15 protein-coding genes and 1 riboswitch are annotated in these 19,400 nt (G+C 55.5%); of the genes, 10 read left to right on the top strand and 5 right to left on the bottom strand.

Going from position 1 to position 19,400, the window contains the following annotated elements; all coding sequences use genetic code 11:
* Window positions 1–120 precede the first annotated feature (120 nt).
* Window positions 121–1,428 carry an NtaA/DmoA family FMN-dependent monooxygenase gene (locus tag SIB88_RS02860; protein WP_412559280.1) on the top strand — a complete coding sequence of 436 codons (1,308 nt, stop codon included), beginning with the start codon at window positions 121–123 and terminating at the stop codon, window positions 1,426–1,428.
* Window positions 1,429–1,494: 66 nt separating this feature from the next.
* Here the strand turns inward: SIB88_RS02860 and purH are convergent, their stop codons facing one another.
* The 4 genes from purH to SIB88_RS02840 form a co-directional block, all read right to left on the bottom strand.
* Window positions 1,495–3,072 carry a bifunctional phosphoribosylaminoimidazolecarboxamide formyltransferase/IMP cyclohydrolase gene (purH, locus tag SIB88_RS02855; protein ID WP_412559279.1) on the bottom strand — a complete coding sequence of 526 codons (1,578 nt, stop codon included), beginning with the start codon at window positions 3,070–3,072 and terminating at the stop codon, window positions 1,495–1,497.
* Window positions 3,073–3,419: 347 nt separating this feature from the next.
* Window positions 3,420–4,826 (bottom strand): VOC family protein, encoded by a 1,407-nt coding sequence (locus tag SIB88_RS02850; RefSeq protein WP_412559278.1) that lies wholly within the window; start codon window positions 4,824–4,826, stop codon window positions 3,420–3,422.
* A gap of 194 nt (window positions 4,827–5,020) precedes the next feature.
* Entirely contained in the window at window positions 5,021–6,982 is a 1,962-nt protein-coding gene (locus SIB88_RS02845) for a polysaccharide biosynthesis protein (protein ID WP_288349072.1), read from the bottom strand.
* Between the two features lie 124 nt (window positions 6,983–7,106).
* Window positions 7,107–8,120, bottom strand: a complete 1,014-nt coding sequence (locus SIB88_RS02840; protein ID WP_114112018.1) for an MraY family glycosyltransferase — start codon at window positions 8,118–8,120, stop codon at window positions 7,107–7,109.
* 220 nt (window positions 8,121–8,340) lie between these two features.
* On the opposite strand from SIB88_RS02840, the gene SIB88_RS02835 reads away from it, so the two are divergent.
* From SIB88_RS02835 to SIB88_RS02820, 4 genes are all read left to right on the top strand, one after another.
* Window positions 8,341–9,687, top strand: a complete 1,347-nt coding sequence (locus SIB88_RS02835) for an RsmB/NOP family class I SAM-dependent RNA methyltransferase (RefSeq protein ID WP_412559277.1) — start codon at window positions 8,341–8,343, stop codon at window positions 9,685–9,687.
* A gap of 132 nt (window positions 9,688–9,819) precedes the next feature.
* Window positions 9,820–10,485, top strand: coding sequence for a ribulose-phosphate 3-epimerase (rpe, locus tag SIB88_RS02830; protein ID WP_101246533.1), 666 nt, complete (start codon window positions 9,820–9,822; stop codon window positions 10,483–10,485).
* Between the two features lie 177 nt (window positions 10,486–10,662).
* Window positions 10,663–12,975: an FdhF/YdeP family oxidoreductase gene (locus tag SIB88_RS02825; RefSeq protein WP_412559276.1), complete on the top strand. Its 2,313-nt coding sequence runs from the start codon at window positions 10,663–10,665 to the stop codon at window positions 12,973–12,975.
* Window positions 12,972–13,322: a hypothetical protein gene (locus SIB88_RS02820; protein WP_412559275.1), complete on the top strand. Its 351-nt coding sequence runs from the start codon at window positions 12,972–12,974 to the stop codon at window positions 13,320–13,322. Before SIB88_RS02825 ends, SIB88_RS02820 begins: the two co-directional genes overlap by 4 nt.
* Window positions 13,323–13,332: 10 nt before the next feature.
* Here SIB88_RS02820 and SIB88_RS02815 read toward each other — a convergent pair whose 3' ends face one another.
* Window positions 13,333–13,605: a DUF1674 domain-containing protein gene (locus SIB88_RS02815; protein WP_412559274.1), complete on the bottom strand. Its 273-nt coding sequence runs from the start codon at window positions 13,603–13,605 to the stop codon at window positions 13,333–13,335.
* A 245-nt stretch (window positions 13,606–13,850) separates the two neighbouring features.
* Between SIB88_RS02815 and SIB88_RS02810 the strand changes: the two genes are divergently transcribed.
* From SIB88_RS02810 to SIB88_RS02790, 5 genes are all read left to right on the top strand, one after another.
* Window positions 13,851–16,208 carry a Tex family protein gene (locus SIB88_RS02810; RefSeq protein WP_412559273.1) on the top strand — a complete coding sequence of 786 codons (2,358 nt, stop codon included), beginning with the start codon at window positions 13,851–13,853 and terminating at the stop codon, window positions 16,206–16,208.
* Between the two features lie 129 nt (window positions 16,209–16,337).
* A riboswitch (TPP riboswitch) is annotated at window positions 16,338–16,443 on the top strand.
* 76 nt (window positions 16,444–16,519) lie between these two features.
* Window positions 16,520–17,329 carry a hydroxyethylthiazole kinase gene (thiM, locus tag SIB88_RS02805; RefSeq protein WP_287464493.1) on the top strand — a complete coding sequence of 270 codons (810 nt, stop codon included), beginning with the start codon at window positions 16,520–16,522 and terminating at the stop codon, window positions 17,327–17,329.
* Complete coding sequence (gene thiE, locus SIB88_RS02800) at window positions 17,326–17,958, top strand: thiamine phosphate synthase (RefSeq protein WP_412559272.1); 633 nt, start codon at window positions 17,326–17,328, stop codon at window positions 17,956–17,958. The genes thiM and thiE overlap by 4 nt, the downstream gene beginning before the upstream one ends.
* A gap of 211 nt (window positions 17,959–18,169) precedes the next feature.
* The gene (locus SIB88_RS02795; RefSeq protein WP_114112024.1) at window positions 18,170–18,475 is read left to right on the top strand and encodes a hypothetical protein; all 306 of its coding nucleotides are present in this window, start codon (window positions 18,170–18,172) and stop codon (window positions 18,473–18,475) included.
* Window positions 18,476–18,753: 278 nt separating this feature from the next.
* Window positions 18,754–19,359 carry a superoxide dismutase gene (locus SIB88_RS02790; RefSeq protein WP_101246540.1) on the top strand — a complete coding sequence of 202 codons (606 nt, stop codon included), beginning with the start codon at window positions 18,754–18,756 and terminating at the stop codon, window positions 19,357–19,359.
* Window positions 19,360–19,400: the final 41 nt, after the last annotated feature.

The following is a 19,400-nucleotide window of genomic DNA, read 5'->3' as shown; positions in this document are numbered from 1 at the left end:
TCAAAGGTCCGGTTTTTCAATCCTGACCAGAACATAGATCAAGGCGTTTTATGCTGCAAATGATATTCATTCATATTATCAAGCATACAACAGACGACGATCAAAGGAATTCTGCCCGCCATGACGACCCGCAAGCACATCCATATCGGTTTGTCCGTCGCCCCGACCTGGTTGATGAATGATGCCTGGCGCCGTGATGACAGCAATGTCGAAAATGTCTTTTCCACAGACTTTTTTGTCGAGATTGCCAAACGCGCGGAAAAGGCCAAGATCGACTTCCTGTTTCGTCCTGATACGCTTTTCATGAAACCGGAAATGATTGCCGGTTCCCCCGGGTTTTCCAGTCTCGATCCGACGATCCAGCTTGCGGCACTGGCCGAACACACCAGCAAGATCGGACTGGTCACGACGGCGTCCACGACTTTTTATCCGCCCTATATCGTCGCCCGCCAGGTCCAGTCGCTTAATATCCTGTCCAAGGGCCGGGTTGGCTGGAACATCGTCACATCCCTTGATGGCAACGAGAATTTCGGAATTTCGGAAATGCCATCAAGCGAGGATCGCTATCGACAGGCTGCCGAATTTAGCGATGTGGTTCACAAACTTTGGGCAAGCTATCCTTCCAATGCCATCATTGCGGACCGCGAAAGTGGGACTTATGGCACCCCGGACGCCCTGACACGGATTGATCATCACGGGGAGTTTTATGATGTTGCCGGGCCGCTTAACACACCGGCCTTTGGCAATGGCAAAGTCCCGTTGTTTCAGGCCGGGGCGTCGCCGGCCGGACGTGACTTTGCTGCGTCCGTTGCCCATGCGATCTTTGCCGCCACCCCGGACCCGGAAGTTGCGCGCGAACTGCGCAGTGACTTGCGAGAACGCGCGGCAAGCAAAGGCCGCGACCCCGATGATATTCGCATCCTGCCCGGGCTTAACATGTATCTGGCCCCGACCCGCGAAGAAGCCCGCGAAATTTTCGCCCAAACCCACGCCCGCATGGACCCACGCCGCATGATTGCCAAGGTCAAGGTACTGATTGCCCTTGATCTGACAGATCATCCGATGGATGCACGTGTCACTGCCGACATGTTGCCCCCCGCTGATACGGTGGTGCGCAGCAAGACCCATGGCGACCTTGTCCGTCGTCTGATTGAACGCGACCAACCAACGGTCAAGGACCTTCTGACCCGTCCGGAAGTCATGGGGTCATCGCACTGGATCGTGGTCGGCACGCCCGAGGATGCGATCAACGAAATTGCGGCATGGGCTGATATCAATGCCGGTGACGGCATCATTGCCTTGCCCAGCGGGTCACATCAGTCGGTTGACCTGTTTCTTGATCAAGTGGTTCCGGGTTTGCAGGAACGCGGACTTTTCCGCACCGAGTATTCCGGTCATACCCTTGCTGATCATCTTGGCATCAAATAGCCAACAAAAAACCCCGGGAAGTTCCCGGGGTTTTTCAATTTGATCTCGACGTGATCCCAACCGCGCCTAGTGGCGGAAGTGACGCATGCCGGTAAAGACCATGGCAATGTCATGTTCGTCGGCTGCGGCAATGACTTCTTCGTCACGCATGGAGCCACCCGGCTGGATCACAGCCGTTGCACCGGCCTTGACCGCGGCCAGAAGACCATCGGCAAACGGGAAGAACGCATCAGACGATACGACCGAACCCTTGGTGCGCAGTTCGGCTTCACCGGCATTTTTGCCAGCTTCTTCTGCTTTCCAGGCGGCAATGCGCGAGCTGTCAACGCGGCTCATCTGACCCGCACCAACACCAACGGTCTTGCCGTCTTTGACATAAACGATGGCGTTTGATTTGACGTGCTTGCCAACGCGGAACGCAAACAGAAGATCATCAAGTTCGGCATCAGTCGGCTTGCGCTTGGTGACGACTTTCAGTTCTTCGCGCTTCACACGGCCTGCATCACGGTTCTGAAGCAGATAACCACCCGCCAGCGAACGAAGCGTCATGTCTTCGCCTTCCGGATCGGCCATGCCGCCGGTTACCAGCAGACGCAGGTTCTTCTTGGCTGCCAGAACTTCCTTGGCGGCATCGTCTGCATCCGGGCAAATCACGACTTCGGCAAACAGTTTGGCGATTTCTTCGGCAGTTTCCTTATCAAGGGTGCGGTTGACCGCAATGATGCCCCCAAATGCCGAAACCGGATCACAAGACAGCGCCTTGTTATAGGCTTCGATCAGGGTTGAACCCTCGGCAACACCGCACGGGTTGGCGTGCTTGATGATCGCAACAGCCGGCTTTTTGTCAAACTCGGATACCAGTTCAAACGCAGCGTCGGTGTCGTTCAGGTTGTTAAACGACAGTTCCTTGCCCTGAAGCTGGGTCGCGGTTGCCACACCCGGACGGTTTTTCCCGTTGGTGTAGAACGCGGCCTGCTGGTGCGGATTTTCGCCATAACGCAGGGTCTGTTTCAGTTCGGCAGAAACATTCAGGCGCTGCGGGAAGGTTTCGCCAAGCTGACCGGCAAACCAGCTTGAAATCGCCGAGTCATAAGCGCCGGTGCGGGCAAAGGCCTTGGCGGCCAGAACACGACGAGTTTCAGCGGTGGTGGCACCGGCATTGTCATTCATTTCGGCGACAACACGGTCATAATCGGACGGATCGACAACCACGGTAACCGATTCATGGTTTTTCGCCGCCGAGCGGATCATGCTTGGACCGCCGATATCGATATTTTCGATGCAGGTGTCGAAATCGGCACCCTTGGCAACGGTTTCTTCGAACGGATAGAGGTTCACACATACCAGATCGATCGGGGAAATGTCGTTATCTTCCATCGCCTGCATGTGGCTGGAAAGAGAACGGCGGCCCAGAAGGCCGCCGTGAATCTTCGGATGAAGAGTCTTGACACGACCGTCCATGATTTCGGGAAAACCGGTGTGATCGGCAACTTCCTTAACAGGTACACCAGCGGCTTCGATCGCCTTGGCGGAGCCGCCAGTCGACAGAATTTCAACACCCTGGGCGTGAAGTGATTTGGCAAATTCGACCAGACCGGTCTTGTCGGAAACGGAAATAAGCGCGCGCGCAATACGAGCAGTCATTGGGTTCGCTTTCATGCATCAATGTGATGAAGGTTGCGGACCCATTGATGATATATCGGCCCACAATATCAGAAATGCGCATGGCTGCTCGTGCATGCGACGTGACAGTGTTGCGGGCAAAACCGGCCTTTTAACGGGACAGAAATGACATCATTTCGATCCGGGCCGACACATGATCAATGAGTCCGAACCATGTTTCGCGCGGAGCTTTATCATGTGCGGCGCAAAATGTGGACCCCGAATTCTTGCATGGCCGCCTTTTGCAAACCCGCCACCTGTCTTGGCATCCGATACTGAAAACGGGGCGATCCAATGACCACCCCGTATCGCTTTTGCCAACTATCGGATCAGGCGACGTTTTTCCGAATACCCAATGTTTCGAACGCCTGATCAATAGATGCCTGTTGATGGGCGGCATAAAGCGCTAATTCATCGGCAACAGATGCGCCAAGGCATTTCTCGAACACATCCTGATTGGACTGTTCGGCGTAGTTTTTCTGTTCGTCACTGCCAAGATTCGACTGGAAGATGCCCGCCGCACTGACCGGCAGGAAATCTTCATAGATGATCGGGTCTGCATGCAGGAATCCCTGATCAACCAGCTCGTCTACCGAAACATCACGATCAACCTTACCCGCTGTATCGCGACCAGCATCCGTCACGCTGTAGCGGAAGAAAGCCAGCTTTTCGACACGGAGCGTCTCGTAATCATCGGGGAAGGCGGCAAAACGTTCGGCCAGTTCGGTTTCATAATCGCGTGCGTTTGATCCGCCCGCACTAACCTGGACCGCGTGGCGCACCGATGCCAGAAGCGTGTCGTAAAGTTTGCGCCCCTCGGCGGTCAGGGCAATACCGCGCTGCTCGATCTCGCCAAAGCGTGCGGTGTGGGTGCCCGCCGTTCCCTTCGGATTGCTCCCGGCGAAATAGACCTGTTCTTCGAGCGCCTTGAAGCTGGTTTGGCGCAAAAGGATCGGACATTTGCGTGACGGCGGACCTTCGACAATAGCCTTGGGCGAAATGCCGCGTTCGGGCATGGCACGCTGAACCGCATCAATATCAAGGGTCCGCGGGGTCAGATGGTTGATATGCGGCCCCTTGAAGCAAACAACATCGGCAATCAGGCGATGCGCATCATGAAGCTTCTGATAGGTTTCAAGTGACACCGTCGCATCACTGTGCCAGCGGAAAGTTTCCAGTGCCTCGGTCACAAATTGTTCGGCCTGAACACGATCAAGCCCGCCGTTCTTTTCAGCCAGATAAATCAGTTTCAGCGCATCTGGGGTAAAGATTTCACGCTTTGCCAGAATTGCTTCGGCCTCTGTACGCAGTTGCGCATCCTCGATCAGTTCAAGGCGCAGGAGCGACGTGAAAACACGGAACGGATTGCGGCGCAGGGCATCGTCATCAATCGGGCGAAATGCAGTTGAATGCACTGGCACACCGGCAACCGACAGATCGTAATACCCGACCGGATGCATGCCCATCACCGCAAACAGGCGGCGCATATTGAACAGTTCTTCGGGCTTGCCCAGCCGGATTGCGCCATGACGTTCAAGATCAATACGATCAAGGTCATCACTGCGTACAAGTCCGTCACGAAGCACGGGATCAGCAGCAAGTCTTTCCTGATTGATGTCCGAAACGAGTTCCATCAGGGTGCCGTATTGCGGCACTTCGGCACGGTACATGTCCGACATCGCGCCGGAAAACATCGAACGGATTTCATCAGGGTGGACAAAAGCATCTGCCGACATGCGGGGCCTCCAATAGACGGATCGTCAGGAAAATCGGTGAACCATCAACAAGGTCATTCCGATTTGTCATTCTGAGCGCAAGATATGGCCCGCATTTGGCAATGACAAACGACAATTCCGCACGAGTTCATTCCTTCAATGAATGAACATGCGTCGCCATTGCTCGGCTATGCGTGATTGAAATGGCCCGATAACTAGGCCGTATCACCGGTCACTTGATTGGCCGTTTCCGCCGGGGTGTCGGCAAAGATCGATTTGACACCAATTTCGGGCGGCTGGAATTCCGGCACCAGCTTGCTGATCAGTTCGAGTGTCTGGTGGGTATTGCGGTTGGTTGCACTGTCTTCAAGCGCATCGAAAACCTGTTTGATTTCGGCATAATCAACCACACGCGGGCTTGCCAGCATGACGCCATCGGTTTCGGTGGGAACCGGCGGTTCGCTGTCATGGAACAATTCTTCATACAGCTTTTCACCCGGGCGCAGACCGGTAACCTTGATCTCGACATCCTTGCCCGGACGAAGTCCCGAAAGCAGGATCATCTGACGGGCGAGGTCAATGATCTTGACCGGACGCCCCATATCAAGAACGAAAATCTTTCCGCCATCGGTCACGCCATGGCGACCAAGTTCCGCTGATTGCAGGACAAGTTCGACAGCCTCGGCAATGGTCATGAAATACCGGGTGATGCCTTCATGCGTTACGGTCAGCGGCCCACCGGCTTCAAGCTGGCGGCGGAACAATGGTACAACCGATCCGGTCGATCCCAGAACATTCCCAAACCGCACAGTGACAAAACGGGTCGGACCGCGCTGATCAAGTGGCAATGTCTCCAACGCCTGACAATAACATTCTGCCAGACGCTTGGACGCCCCCATGACATTGGCCGGGTTTACCGCCTTGTCCGTCGAAATCAGAACCATGGTCGCAACACCGGCTGCACGGCAGGCCTCGGCAACATTTCGGGTGCCAAGGGTATTGGTCAGAATACCTTCATTGGGATTGTGTTCGACCAGCGGGACATGCTTGTAGGCTGCTGCATGAAACACGATTTCAGGTGCCACATGATCAAATACCTGACCGATCCGGACACGATCACGAACATCGCCCAGAATGCTTTCGCGTGGCAGATCAGGGAACTTTTCTGCCATTTCCATGTCGATGGCATAAAGATTATATTCCCCCGCATCGACCAGGGTCAGGCTGGCTGGACCATAAGAAGCAATCTGGCGCACCAGTTCCGACCCGATCGAGCCCCCCGCGCCGGTTACCAGAACCCGCTTGCCCCCGATCATTTCACGCACACGATCACGATCCAGACGCGCTTGTGGCCGGCCCAGCAAATCTTCGATGGCGACCGGGCGAATTTGCAGCGGATCGGCAAGACCTTCGCGCAGATCACCGAGTTTCGGCAAACGCGCCAGCGTCATGCCGTAACGATCAGCAATTTCCACCCATTTGACATTGTCTTCGTGGCGCAGCGCATCACCGGTCAGGACAAGACGGCGCGGAAGGCCATGGCGGCTCATTTCCAGTTTTTTGATAACGTCTTCAAGTTTATCAACAGTCGCAAGCACATCGACGCCATGCATGTTGCGTCCGACCCGTCCTTCGGTCAGGGACACAATGCCGACAACCTTGAACGGGGTATCTGCCGATCGTTCGGTTTCACGAATAAAGGCCTCGGCCTCGTCACCGGCACCAATCAGCAAAACAGGCAGACGCGTTGTTCCCTGACGGATCAGTGCACGTGCGGTGGATTTATCCTTGGCAATCCGGTAGGTCAGCCGCGATCCACCCAGCAACGCCATCAGCAGGAACCACTGGATTATCGGTGCTGAACGGGGCATCCAGTCCAGACGCGTGGTCAGAAACAGCACAAGGAACAAAACCGCCACGGCAACCGAAACCGCCTTGGCAATTCGGGTCAGATCATTAAGCGACGCATAGCGCCAGATGCCGCGATAAAGCCCGAAATACCAGAATGATGCCGCTGCAATCAGGGTAAACAAGGCAGCCGAAAACAGGATGTTGTCAGCCTGATAAAACCGCACACCATCGCCAACCCGAAGATAAAGGGCCAACGGGAACGAAATCGCAGCCATGAAGACATCATGGACAAAGGCAATATGGCTTCGCTGTAAAATGCGCGACATGCGGTCCCTAGTGGCAGTTTTCTGTTTTTAAAAGGATATACCTGTCTGCCCAAAAGACGGACAAGGCATTCTTTTCGCGCCCGTCCGGGCACAAGTCAAGCAATGCGCAACTTCCGTGCGATACTTAACTGTCCGTGCGTCCCTTGACCGGCATCCGCACCATCATTCCGACCAGTGACAACACCACAATCAGGGCAGCAAATACCCGCATCCAGCCGGGCGTTTCGCTTTGTGCAAAACACACCGCAATCAGGATCAGATTGCTGATTGCAATCATGGTCGAAACCCGCGCATGGGAAAAGCCGCGCTGGGTTGCCAACTGATAGAAATGTTCGCGATGGGCCTGCCAGATTTTTTCACGACGAAGCGCACGTTTAACCAGGGTAAAGGTCGCATCAAAAAGATAATAGGATGGCAGAATCAGCGCGACGACCCATGCCCCTTCTGACGCTGTCTTAAGCAACACCCAGCCCAGAACAAAGCCAAGCGGCACGGATCCGACATCACCCAGAAACAGTTTGGCCGGATGCCAGTTCCAGATCAGAAACCCGATCATGATGGCCAGAATACCAAGCCCGATATAGCCAAGCCCGATGAATTGCGGCAATGGCATCAGAAGCGCCAGAATAAAAATCCCCAGCCCGATCGAGCCGGCTTCGACCCCGGAAATGCCGTCAATGCCATCCATGAAGTTGAACAGATTGATAAACCAGACCCAGGCAAATACCACCAGAACGTGATCGAGCCACACAGGCACCAGACCACCCAAAACCGGCTTGTCGATGGCAAACACGCCGACAATCACCGCAACAAATTGCATGGCAAAACGTATGGCAGCCGAAAGATCGTGACGATCATCAAGCCAGCTGAGCAATCCAAGCCCGGCTGCTGCTGCCAGCATCAACCAATGACTGACCGAAGTGACCCCGGTATGGATAAACACAACCGCAACCAAAAGGATCAAAAGCGGTGTGACCGCAAGCCCGCCACCGCGCGGCGTCGGCACCGCATGGCTGGACCGGTGGTTGGGCATATCAAGGATCGCCTTGCGTCGCAGATAGTTCAAAACCACCCAGGTCAGCAACATCGAGCCAATCAGAAAGATGCTCGAAAAGGTCGCAAGGCCGGTGAAAGTCATGGTTCTGGCGTTCCTGTCACTATCGACGTCAAATGATCCGTCTGGATTAGCCGGACCGCACATCCATCGCAAGGCTTTTCAAACCCTAAGCAAGGTAATCTGCCCCCTCATCTGCCCGATAACACAAGGCAGCCATGCCACCTATTCGGGTGCTTGGTGCTTTACACTTTGCCACGCGACGCTTAACTAACCTTCATAACACGAAACCGGAGATATCCCTTTGACAGAACGCCGTTCCCGTCCAGCACATCGCAACGCCCCGCGCAAACAGCCGGTCGAGACACCCGATCCGCGGATGCTTGCGCTCAAAACCTTGCAGGAACTGCGTGGCGGTGAAGTGACCCTGGACGAACTTCTGTCAAAACATGGCTATGGCCTGCCATCGCTTGATCGCAATTTCCTGCGTCAGCTGCTTGGCACCACATTGCGCCATTTGGGTGAAATCGATGCGGTTCTGGCCCCGCGTTATCAGCCACCGCAAGACCGCGTTGCCGCCCGCCTGACCAATATTCTGCGTCTTGGCGTCGCACAGCTGTTCTTCATGGATACGTCCGATTACGGTGCGGTCGACAGTACGGTCAATCTGGCCCGCGACGCAGGCCTGCATAAATACACCAAACTGATCAACGCCGTGCTGCGTGGATTGCAGCGTGATGGATTTGAATGGCCCGAAGGTGTCGAAGACTGGCAGCTTAACATCCCGGCATGGCTGCGCGGGTCATGGAAAAAGGCCTATGGGGCGGAAATCAGTCAAGCCATTGCCGAGGCATGCCTTGGCCATGCCATGCTCGACCTTTCGATCAAGGATCGCAGCACATCGGCCGACTGGGCGGAAAAGATGGATGGCCTTGTCCTGCCGACCGGTTCGGTCCGCCTTGAAAGTGGTCGTCGCATTCGTGATCTTCCGGGCTATCGCGATGGTGACTGGTGGGTTCAGGACGCAGCCGCGGCCATTCCGGCAACCCTGTTTTCCGCCTATCAGGGCAAAACGATCTATGATCTTTGTGCTGCCCCCGGTGGCAAAACCATGCAATTGGCATCCCTTGGTGCCAGTGCGATCGCCGTCGATAAATCCGAGGGCCGCCTGAAACGCGTGTTTGAGAATCTTGAGCGCGTGTCCCTTGGTGCCGCAGTTGTCACCGGGGATGCCACCGATCTTGCACCCGATACCCCGCGTGCGGATGCGGTCCTTCTTGACGCACCCTGCTCGGCAACCGGTACCATTCGTCGTCACCCCGACATTCTGCTGCGTCAAAATGACAAATTGATGCGGTCGCTGCTGCCGATCCAGACCAAGCTGCTTAATCAGGCCGACAAGCTTTTGAATGTTGGTGGCGAGCTGATCTATTGCACCTGTTCCCTGCAGCCCGACGAAGGCGAACATCAGGTCAAATCGTTCCTGGCCGACCATCCCAATTACGAACGCAAACCGATCACGGCGGACGAACTTGGTGGCTGGGATGAGGCCATCAACAAGGATGGTGAATTGCGGGTTCTGCCGATCCATATGGCCGATTTCGGCGGCATGGATGGTTTTTTCTGCGCCCGGCTTGTCAAAAAGTCCTGATTTCACGTCAGGATAGCCGTCCAACCTGCAAACAAGGCAGCCATGAGCCCCATTCGGGTGACAGGGCTGCCTTTTTACGTTATGAGATGCGCGAATTTCCCATATCCCGCATTGCTTCAGGACCCGTGACGCATGACCACGTCGAACATTAAAATCGCACCTTCGATCCTTTCGGCCGATTTCGCCCAGTTGGGCGTTGATGTCCGCGCTGTTGACGCAGCAGGCGCCGACTATATCCACATTGATGTGATGGATGGCCATTACGTGCCCAACATCACCATCGGACCGGATGTGGTCAAAGCACTGCGCCCGCATTCCGACAAGGTGTTTGACGTGCATCTGATGATCGCGCCGGTCGATCCGTATATCGAAGCATTCGCCAATGCCGGTTCCGACATCATCACCATCCATGCCGAAGCAGGCCCGCACCTGCATCGTTCGCTTCAACTGATCAAATCACTGGGTAAAAAAGCCGGTGTGTCTCTGAACCCGTCGACTCCGGAAAGTGTCATTGAATATGTCATGGATCTGGTTGATCTGGTTCTGGTCATGACTGTGAACCCGGGCTTTGGCGGCCAGAAATTCATCCCAAGCCAGCTTGAGAAGATCAAACGCATTCGCAAAATGATTGATGCGACCGGCCGCGATATCGATCTTGAAGTCGATGGTGGCGTAAACCCGGAAATCGCCCCGCAGGTCATCGAAGCAGGCGCCAACGTTCTGGTTGCCGGTTCTGCGACCTTCAAAGGCGGTCCGTCGGAATATGCCAACAATATCAAGGCTATTCGCGGCGCGTAATCTGCGTTAAAGGCAGCATCAATGATTGTTCGGGGTCGGAACCACCACAGGGTTCCGGCCCCGATTGCATTTTGAACACATTCAAATCATTGCCGGAACTCTTTGATAAATTTTTTCTATCGACCGATTAGGTGTGCATACTTGACCTAATTTCGGTTCTGGCAAATAGATGCCTGCATGAATGAAAGCTTTATTGGAAAAAAATCGTCGGCAGCCGGTGGCTGGGGTGCGCTGAAAAGTTGCGGCAAGCAACTGTTGCAAAGCGGCAGCCCGTTTAACGGCGCACGCACGATGCTTAAGGCCAATCAACCTGACGGTTTTGATTGCCCGGGTTGTGCATGGGGAGATCCCGAGCACGGGTCATCTTTTGAATTCTGTGAAAACGGGGTCAAAGCCGTTTCATGGGAAGCAACCGAAAAGCGTGCGACGCCGGCATTTTTTGCCAAGCATACCGTAACCGAACTGAGCAAACTGAGCGATTACGAACTGGAACTGAACGGGCGCATCACCCACCCGATGCGCTACGATCGGCGAAGCGATACCTATCAACCTGTCGCGTGGGAAGATGCCTTTGCTGAAATCGGTAGCATCCTTATGGGGTTAAATACCCCCGATGAGGCCGAGTTTTACACGTCAGGCCGCGCAAGCAACGAAGCAGCCTATCTCTATCAGCTGTTTGTCCGCATCTTTGGCACCAACAATTTCCCTGATTGTTCGAACATGTGCCACGAAGCAAGCGGCGTTGGCCTGCGTCAGGCCATTGGCGTGGGCAAGGGAACGGTTCTTCTTGAAGATTTCGAAAAGGCAGATGCCATTTTCGTACTTGGACAGAACCCGGGCACCAACCACCCGCGCATGCTGGGCGATTTGCGCCGGGCGGCAATGCGTGGTGCAAAGATCGTGGTCTTCAACCCGATCCGTGAACGCGGACTTGAACGGTTTTCCGACCCGCAGGACAAGCTTGAAATGTTGCATGGCGGATCTACCGAGATTGCCAGCCATTATTTCCAGCCTTGCCTTGGCGGTGACATGGCCGCCGTTCGCGGCATGAGCAAAGCGGTCTTTGCCGCCGACGATGCCGCGATTGCCAAGGGCGAACCTTCTGTTCTTGATCACGCGTTCCTTGATGAACATTGCGCCGGACTTGCCGATTACCGTGCTGTGGTTGACGCCACCAGCTGGTCGGAAATCGAAGATCAGTCGGGGCTGAGCCGCCAGGAAATCGAACAGGCCGCCAATGTCTATCTGTCGGCTGAGCGGGTCATCTGCACATGGGCAATGGGCATCACCCAGCACCTTCATTCCGTACCGACCATTCGTGAAATTGCCAATTTCATGTTCCTGCGCGGCAATATCGGCAAACCGGGTGCCGGTTTGTGCCCGGTCCGCGGACATTCCAACGTTCAGGGCGACCGTACCGTCGGCATCAATGAAAAGCCGCCAGCGGCCTTTCTCGATGCGCTGGAAAAGGAATTCGGTTTCACGGTACCGCGCAAACACGGGCACAATGTTCTTGGCGCGATCGGTGCGATGCTTGATGGCAGTGCCAAGGCCTTTATCGGGCTGGGCGGGAACTTTGCCCGGGCCACGCCCGACAGCGCCCTTGTCCAAAAGGCGATGAAGAACCTCAAACTGACGGTTCACATCGCAACCAAGCCCAACCATTCGCATCTTATGCCCGGCGAAACCGCCTTTATCCTGCCCTGTCTGGGCCGGACCGAGATTGACCTGAATTCCCGTGGTCAGTCCCAGGTGGTCAGCGTCGAAGATTCCATGAGCATGGTGCACGGTTCGGCTGGTATCAACCGTCCTGCTTCACCGCATCTCCTGTCCGAAGTTGGCATCATTGCCGGAATTGCCGAAGCAACGGTTGGAAGCGACATCGTATCCTGGGCGGCACTTGCCGATGATTACGAGCTGATCCGCAGCCATATCGAGGCCACCGTTCCGGGCTTTACCGATTATAATACCCGTCTGCGCAGACCGCGCGGCTTCCATCTGCGCAATGATGCAGCACACCGGGAATGGAATACCCCCGCTGGCAAGGCGACATTTTCCAATGCGCCGCTTCCCAAGCAAACCGTCCACCAGCAGGCACGCCAGACCCGCCCCGCATCTGCCGCACAATCGCGGTTTGCCTTGCAGACATTCCGCTCTCACGATCAGTACAACACGACCGTTTATGGTCTTGATGACCGGTATCGCGGGGTTTACGGCGAACGAAAGGTCATTTTCATCCATCCAGATGATCTTGCCAATCTGGGTGCCAAGGCTGGTGATCGCGTTGATGTCATTTGTGAATATGATGACGGGATCGAACGGATTGCCAATGATTTCCGGTTCGTTTCCTATGACATTCCGCGTGGCAGTGTTGCCGGCTATTACCCGGAACTGAACGTTCTTGTGCCGCTTGGCAGTGCTGGTGAACAAAGCGATACACCGACATCCAAATCGGTGATGGTTTCGTTCCGCCCGGAAAACCGGGTTTGAACAACCACGCCCGAAATCCCGTGGATGGCGATCTTGCACCGGATGCAGCGATGTTTCTGCATCTGGTCGAACGCGTGATGGCAACGCAGCCGGAACTTACCCCCGTTCAAGCGGGCATTCTTGTCGCAGCACGTGAAGATATCGCACGTGACAGCCGAACCTTTGCCCGGCTTTTCGGGATGGCGCATGCCATTGTATTGCGGGAACTTAATGCGCTTGTGCAGTCAGGCGATCTGTTAACCGTGACCAAGCGCGATGCACGCACGTTGCGCACCCATTATCTACCAACAACCGGCCGTGCAGGCCCAGACAACGCGGACCTACCGCCCCACAGCCCGGCCGGGTAGTAAGGTCGCATCAGAAATCGATGCAGCGGCCCTTGTTTTCCCAATCGCCAAAGCGGGTCGGTTCCGGGCCTTTGGGGCCACCGATTTCCCGGGCCTTGGCAGCCGCTTCCTTGAAGGCCTTTGCTTCGGCCAGCGCATTGATCGCATCTTGCGACAATTGCGGCGCTGTGTCGGCACCTGCGATTTCGTCGGCTGCGCTATCTGCAGCCGCATCGGTTTGCGGTTCTGCTTTTTCTTTGGGCTCTACGTTATGAATGACGGTCTCGCGGAATTTGCCGGCCATCCGAATTCTCCTGCTTGGGCGCATCGCCCCTGAAATCACATTTGCCAAAGAAATAACGTCATCGGCCACCACTCGCAAGCCTTGGCGCCGGGCGATCGAACCGGTCAAAAGACATTGGATTTCAGTCCTTTGGAATCAAACACGGAATCCTGATCCGGACTTTGGGAAAAATTTGGAAAAACTGGCTCTTTTCGATCACGCCCAAAGCCGCTATTTCAGGCATACGAGCAAAACAAGGAGAAACCATGCGTCCAATTCCCCAGCGTATCGCCGAAGAACTTTCGGTTCGTCCGGAACAGGTCATTGCCACCATCGAGATGCTTAACGAAGGCTCTACCGTTCCGTTTATCGCCCGTTACCGCAAAGAAAAGACCGGTGGGCTTGATGACACCCAATTGCGTACGCTGGAAGAACGCCTTCGCTATCTGACCGAGCTTGAAGAACGGCGTGCATCGGTACTTGAAAGCATCCGTGAACAGGAAAAACTGACCCCGGAACTTGAAGCTCAGATCAACGAAGCCGATACCAAGACGCGTCTGGAAGATCTTTATCTGCCCTATAAGAAAAAGCGTCGTACCAAGGCCCAGATCGCCCGCGAAGCAGGGTTGGAGCCGCTGGCAGATGGCCTGTTCAATGATCCGACCCTTGATCCGGAAACCGAGGCCGCCAAGTTTGTTGATGCCGAAAAGGGCGTCGAAGATACCAAGGCCGCCCTTGATGGCGCCCGTCAGATCCTGATGGAACGCTTTGCCGAGGATGCCGACCTTGTCGCCAAACTGCGTAACCATTTGTGGAACGAAGGCGAAATCACCGCAACGGTGGTCGAAGGCAAACAGGCCGAAGGCGCGAAATTCTCCGACTATTTCGAACATTCCGAAAAAATCAAAACCTGCCCGTCGCACCGTGCGCTCGCACTTTTCCGCGGTCGCAACGAAGATATCCTTCAGTTGAAGCTGACCCTTGGCAAAGAGGACGAAGACCGTCCGCGCAGTCAGCCGGGCCGGGCCGAAATCATGATCGCCGCCCATGTTGGTATTGCCGATAAGGGCCGGGCAGCCGACAAATGGCTGCTTGATACGGTACGCTGGACCTGGCGCGTCAAACTGTCGCTGTCGATCGAGCTTGATCTGTTTGGCACCTTGCGCGACAGCGCCGAAGAAGGCGCAATCAAGGTCTTTGCCGATAACCTCAAGGATCTTCTGCTGGCCGCACCGGCCGGGCAAAAGGCCACCATGGGTCTTGATCCGGGGGTTCGTACCGGGGTTAAGGTCGCGGTTGTCGATGCCACCGGCAAACTGGTCGATACCGCAACAGTTTACCCGTTCCAGCCGCGCAATGACTTCGAAGGGGCGCTTAATACCCTTGCCGCCCTTGCCGCACGTCACAAGATCGAACTGATCGCGATTGGCAATGGCACGTTCTCGCGCGAGACGGATGAACTTGCCGGTCAGCTTCTCAAACGCTTCCCGGCCCTTAAGGCCACCAAGGTCATCGTTAACGAAGCCGGCGCATCGGTCTATTCGGCGTCGCAATTCGCAGCCGAAGAATTCCCCGATCTGGACGTATCCCTGCGCGGAGCAGCATCAATTGCCCGGCGTTTGCAGGACCCGCTGGCGGAACTGGTCAAAATCGAACCGAAATCCATTGGTGTCGGGCAGTATCAGCACGATGTATCGGAAACCAAACTGGCGCGGTCCCTTGATGCCGTGGTTGAGGATTGCGTGAACGGTGTTGGTGTTGACCTGAATACTGCATCCATTCCGCTTTTGACCCGTGTTGCCGGTCTGACCGAAACGCTGGCGCGCAATATTGTCAGCTATCGCGATTCAAACGGTGCGTTCCAGTCCCGTGCCGACCTTAAAAAGGTCGAACGTCTGGGACCAAAGGCGTTTGAACAATGTGCCGGCTTCTTGCGTATTCGTGGCGCCCAGAACCCGCTTGATGCATCGGCCGTGCACCCGGAAGCCTATCCGCTGGTCGAAAAAATCAGTGCAAAGGCATCAAAACCGCTGGCGACCCTGATTGGCGACTCGGCCTTTATCAAGACCCTGCGCGCCGAAGATTTCGCTGACGACACGTTTGGTGTCCCGACCATCCGCGACATTCTGGCCGAACTTGACAAACCCGGCCGCGATCCGCGCCCGGAATTCAAGACCGCGAAATTTGCCGATGGTGTGAATGAAATCAAAGACCTTCGCACCGGCATGAAGCTTGAAGGAACGGTCACCAACGTCACCAATTTTGGGGCATTTGTCGATATCGGAGTCCATCAGGACGGTCTGGTTCACATTTCCCAGTTGGCCGACAAATTCGTCGAAGATCCGCGCCAGGTGGTCAAGGCCGGTCAGATCGTCTCGGTGACGGTGATGGAAGTCGACGCGCCCCGCAAACGTATCGGGCTTTCGATGAAATCGGCCCCGGATTACGAAGCTGTGCGTGAAAAACGGTCCGATAACCGTGGGCAGGCACCACGCGGTGGTCATGGCGGTCGCCCGCAACATACATCTGGCGGCGGGAATCGCGGTAATGCCGGCGGAAATTCGGGCGGCGACGGCGGTGCGATGGCTGCCGCCCTTAAGGCTGCGATGGAACGTCGCAAATAATCACGACGAACCAACGACATTTTCAAACGGCGGGATGGCGCAAGCTGCCCCGCCGTTTGCATTCTGGTCCCTGATCATGCTGTGACCGACAGGATGAATTGACAGAAAGCACATTAAAACCCATTTTGGGCATTCACCAAGGGGAGCCCCGTCAGGGGGCTGAGAAACTGCCGCGCAGTGACCCTTTGAACCTGATCCAGTTCATACTGGCGTAGGGACGGTGTGAACGCGAAATCCTTGGCGTTCTCCATCTTTCCGACTTCGAACTGGGTCTCCAAACGCACTTGAGTTTGCTGCATTGGAGCCTCGACATGACGACTGATCTTTCCACCACCGCGACCGGGCTGTTTGAAAAAATGCGTGCGACCAATCCGCTGGTCCATTGCATCACCAACTATGTTGCGATGAATTATGCTGCCAATGTCCTTCTGGCGGCGGGCGCATCACCGGCAATGGTCCATACACCCGAAGAATCCGGGGAATTTGCCGCAATCGCAGGCGCACTGACTGTCAATATCGGCACCCTGTCGCCCCATTGGGTCGAAGGCATGATTGCCGCGGCCAAATCGGCAAATGATGCGGGCAAGCCATGGGTTCTTGATCCCGTGGCACATTTCGCAACCACATATCGCCGCGATACGGTTGCCCGGTTGCTGAAATTGAACCCGACTGTCATTCGCGGTAACGCATCCGAAATCATCGCCCTTGGCGGCGGCCAAAGTGCCGGTCAGGGCGTTGACAGTGGCGATCCGGTCGAACAGGCCGAAGAAGCCGCCCGCACCCTTGCCACCGCGCAGAAGGCCATTGTTGCCGTCACGGGCGAGGTTGATTTTGTCACAGATGGAACGCGCAATGTCCGCATTGCCGGTGGTTCGGACCTGATGCCGAAAATCACGGCCATGGGTTGTTCGCTGACCGCACTTGTTGGCGCCTATACCGCAATCGCCAAAGATCAGGCATTTGAAGCCACCATCGCGGCCCTGACCAATTTTGCCGTTGCGGGAAGCATCGCGGCAAAATCAGCCAACGGTCCGGCATCCTTCATGACGGCCTTTGTTGACGGGCTGCATAATCTTGATGCTGCAACCTTTGCCGGCACTGCGCGTATCGAGGTCCTATGACATCCTTTGATCTGTCCCTTTATCTGGTGCTTGATCCCGAGCTGTGCCGAACCCATTCGATGGTCGAAACCACCCTGGCAGCGATTGCTGGCGGTGCAACCATCGTCCAGTTGCGCGACAAAAGAGCCGGTACCGAAGGTCTGATACGCATCGGGCGCGAACTGATGGATGCGATGCGCGGTACCGGTGTACCGCTGATTGTAAATGACGATATCGACGCCGCAATCGCCATTGGTGCTGATGGATTGCATGTCGGTCAGGATGACCTGCCGACAAAAACGGCGCGCGACCGGCTTGGCCCGGACAAGATCATTGGCCTGTCGATCGAAGACGAAACTGTCGCCAGCAAGGTTGATCGGTCGATTGTCGATTATGTCGGCATTGGACCGGTCTTTGCCACACCGACCAAACCCGATCACAAACCGGCCATCGGGTTTGATGGCCTTGCCAGTCTGGTTCGGATCGCCGGTTTGCCATCCGTTGCGATCGGCGGATTGAAACGCGATCACGTCGAGCCGGTATTTGAAGCCGGTGCGAACGGCATTGCGGTTGTATCGGCAATTTGCGGCCAACCCGACCCCGAAAGCGCTACCCGCAAGATTTCTGATGCCATCAAAGCCCGGAAATAACCGGTTAATCAGATACCTGACCCGAAATTCATCGTCAAAATCCCCCGCCCGAACTTCCGGTCTGGCGGGGGTTTTGATGGCAGTGACGCATGGCTGTCCCCCGCCCCGCGCAGCAAACCGCACGGAAATGCCGCAATTGCGCCGCTAATTCTCCGGCTTCGGGGTGCATCTTGTTTCCATGAGATCGATGCACACAAGCGCGAGGGATATCATGTTGAAATCTATGCGCAGCAAACCGGTCGCCATCGCCCTGATCTGTATCCTGACCGGAACGACCGCGGCTGTGGCAGCCATCCGGATTGCCCCGAAACCGACGACCGACAGTGTTACTATCAGCTCTGAAAAGCCGGCTGGTGAAGTCATTCTGACGCATCAGGACGGTACCATTGCGCTTGATCGTGACTGTCATACCTTCCCGTGCAAACTGGATATTTCGTCCCTGCCAAAGGGCGAATATGACGTCATGATCCGCAACGGGACGGATATCGAACATCGCACCGGCCTGTATAAGGAATAACCGGGGACACCGATTTTTTTGGCGAGTCCCCGGAACGTTTTCCCGGCCGGGATGTTCAGTGAACAGGGCCAGGCAATATCATATTGCCAAACGGCGCATTGCATAAAATGCCAGCCGACCTAGATTATGGCCCAGAGGCACCCCTCCCTGCCCGGTGAAGTGGCCCTGCAACAAAGGTTTCCAACAGGTTGCACGGGATTTTCACTTTCACCAAAGGTGGAAAAAGGGATATGTTGCGTTACCGCACAGACCAATAATGAAAGTCGAGGAACTGTATCATGGCATTTGAACTCCCAGCACTTCCGTATGCATATGACGCACTTGCGCCGGTCATGTCGGCTGAAACTCTTGAGTTTCACCATGACAAACACCACAACGCCTATGTTGTGAACGGCAACAAGCTGCTCGAAGGTTCGGGCCTTGAAGGCAAGTCGCTTGAAGAAATCGTTGTTGCATCTTACGGCGACGCATCCAAAGCCGGCCTGTTCAACAACGCTGCCCAGCACTGGAACCACATCGAGTTCTGGCAAATGATGAAAGGCAACGGCGGCGGTGCCATTCCGGGTGAACTGGAAAAGAAAATCGTCGAAGATTTCGGCTCTGTTGATGCCTTCAAAGAAGCCTTCATTCAGGCTGGCGTTACCCAGTTCGGTTCGGGCTGGTGCTGGCTGGCACTCGACAAATCCGGCAAACTGGTTGTCACCAAGACCCCGAACGCGGAAAACCCGCTTGTTCACGGTCAGACCCCGCTGCTCGGTTGCGATGTTTGGGAACACTCCTACTACATCGATTACCGCAACGCGCGCCCGGACTATGTCAAAGCCTTCCTCGACAGCCTGGTTAACTGGGAATATGTCGCAGAGCGCTTCTCCAAAGCTGGCTAATCAGCCCGGCTTTGAGACAAGATTAAAGAAAGCGGTCCCTT

Source organism: Thalassospira sp. MIT121401 (genome assembly GCF_047125595.1).
GTDB classification, from domain to species: domain Bacteria; phylum Pseudomonadota; class Alphaproteobacteria; order Rhodospirillales; family Thalassospiraceae; genus Thalassospira; species Thalassospira povalilytica.
Note: the sequence above shows the minus strand (reverse complement) of the source record. Positions and strands in the feature narration are given on the sequence as shown.